The sequence below is a fragment of the Enterovibrio makurazakiensis genome (assembly GCF_050336585.1).
GTDB classification, from domain to species: Bacteria; Pseudomonadota; Gammaproteobacteria; order Enterobacterales; family Vibrionaceae; genus Enterovibrio; species Enterovibrio gelatinilyticus.
Genome location: NZ_JAKJSE010000002.1, coordinates 1 through 2,338 on the forward strand (window position 1 = coordinate 1; position 2,338 = coordinate 2,338).

Genomic DNA, 2,338 nt, shown 5'->3' on the forward strand with positions numbered 1-2,338 from the left:
TGACGATGACGTGTTTGAAGTGTCCGTGACGGGCACATCGGGCGGCGGCTTTGAAGTGCTGCCAGATAACCCATCGGCGGTCGAAACCACGATCAATGAAGACACGACCGGCACTGATAAACCGACTCTGACACTCACAGGTGACAGTGAAGTGGTTGAAGGCGCGGAAGCGTCTTACACGCTCAGTATCTCTGAAGCACCCACAACAGCTTTAACCGTGACAGTGGTTGTCGGCCACAAAACCTCGGAAGATGGCGATGTCACCCCCGTGACGCGAGAAGTGGTGATCGCGGCGAACACCACGTCGACCGATTTCACGGTCGCGACCTTGGATGATGCCATCCTTGAGACCAATGACGATGACGTGTTCGAAGTCTCAGTGACGGGCACATCNGGCGGYGGCTTTGAAGTGCTGCCGGATAACCCATCGGCGGTCGAAACCACGATCAATGAAGACACCACATCAACGGATAAACCGACTCTGACACTCACAGGTGACAGTGAAGTGGTTGAAGGCGCGGAAGCGTCTTACACGCTCAGTATCTCTGAAGCACCCACAACAGCTTTAACCGTGACAGTGGTTGTCGGCCACAAAACCTCCGAAGACGGCGATGTCACCCCCGTGACGCGAGAAGTGGTGATCGCAGCGAACACCACCTCGACCGATTTCACGGTCGCAACACTCGACGATTCTATCCTCGAAACCACTGACAATGACGTGTTTGAAGTGTCCGTGACCGGCACTTCTGGCGGCGGATTTGAAGTGCTGCCGGATAACCCGTCGGCGGTCGAAACCACGATCAATGAAGACACCACGTCAACGGATAAACCCACCCTGACGTTAACGGGTGATGCGTCCGTCATTGAAGGCGAAGAAGCCAGCTACACGCTGACCATTAGCGAAGCGCCGACGACGGCACTGACGGTGACTGTCGTTGTTGGACACAAAACCTCGGAAGATGGCGATGTCACCCCCGTGACGCGAGAAGTGGTGATTGCCGCCAACACCACGTCGACCGATTTCACCGTGGCGACCTTGGATGACACCATCCTCGAGACCACTGACGATGACGTGTTCGAAGTGTCGGTCACTGGCACATCGGGCGGTGGCTTTGAAGTGCTGCCGGATAACCCATCGGCGGTCGAAACCACGATCAATGAAGACACCACATCAACGGATAAACCGACTCTGACACTCACAGGTGACAGTGAAGTCGTTGAAGGCGCGGAAGCCAGCTACACATTGACCATTAGCGAAGCACCCACAACAGCTTTAACCGTGACAGTGGTTGTTGGACACAAAACCTCCGAAGACGGCGATGTCACCCCCGTGACCCGAGAAGTGGTGATCGCGGCGAACACCACGTCGACCGATTTCACGGTCGCGACCTTGGATGACTCTATCCTTGAGACCACTGACGATGACGTGTTCGAAGTGTCGGTGACGGGCACTTCTGGCGGCGGTTATGAAGTCTTGCCGGATAACCCTGCAGCGGTCGAAACCACGATCAATGAAGACACCACATCAACGGATAAACCGACCCTGACGTTAACAGGCGATGCGTCCGTTATTGAAGGCGCAGAAGCGTCTTACACATTGACCATTTCAGAAGCACCCACAACAGCTTTAACCGTCACAGTCGTTGTTGGACACAAAACCTCAGAAGACGGCGACGTCACCCCCGTGACCCGTGAAGTGGTGATCGCCGCCAACACGAAGTCGACGGATTTCACCGTCGCGACCTTGGATGACACCATCCTCGAAACCACTGACGATGACGTGTTCGAAGTGTCGGTGACGGGCACGTCTGGCGGCGGTTATGAAGTCCTGCCGGATAACCCAGCAGCGGTCGAAACCACGATCAATGAAGACACCACGTCAACGGATAAACCCACCCTGACGTTAACAGGCGATGCGTCCGTCATTGAAGGCGAAGAAGCCAGCTACACACTGACCATTACAGAAGCACCGACGTCGGCACTGACGGTGACTGTCGTAGTCGGACACAAAACCTCCGAAGATGGCGATATCACCCCCGTGACCCGAGAAGTGGTGATCGCCGCCAACACCACCTCGACGGATTTCACCGTCGCGACCCTGGATGACTCTATCCTTGAGACCAATGACGATGACGTGTTTGAAGTGTCCGTGACGGGCACATCGGGCGGCGGCTTTGAAGTGCTGCCAGATAACCCATCGGCGGTCGAAACCACGATCAATGAAGACACGACCGGCACTGATAAACCGACTCTGACACTCACAGGTGACAGTGAAGTGGTTGAAGGCGCGGAAGCGTCTTACACGCTCAGTATCTCTGAAGCACCCACAACAGCTTTA

General features: G+C 55.5%; 1 protein-coding gene. It reads left to right on the top strand.

Features of this window, described 5'->3' with window-relative positions; translation table 11 throughout:
• Positions 1 to 151 precede the first annotated feature (151 nt).
• Positions 152 to 2,338, top strand: a 2,187-nt coding sequence (locus tag L4D06_RS00005) for an immunoglobulin-like domain-containing protein (RefSeq protein WP_489685838.1), incomplete at its 3' end; no start/stop codon positions are given.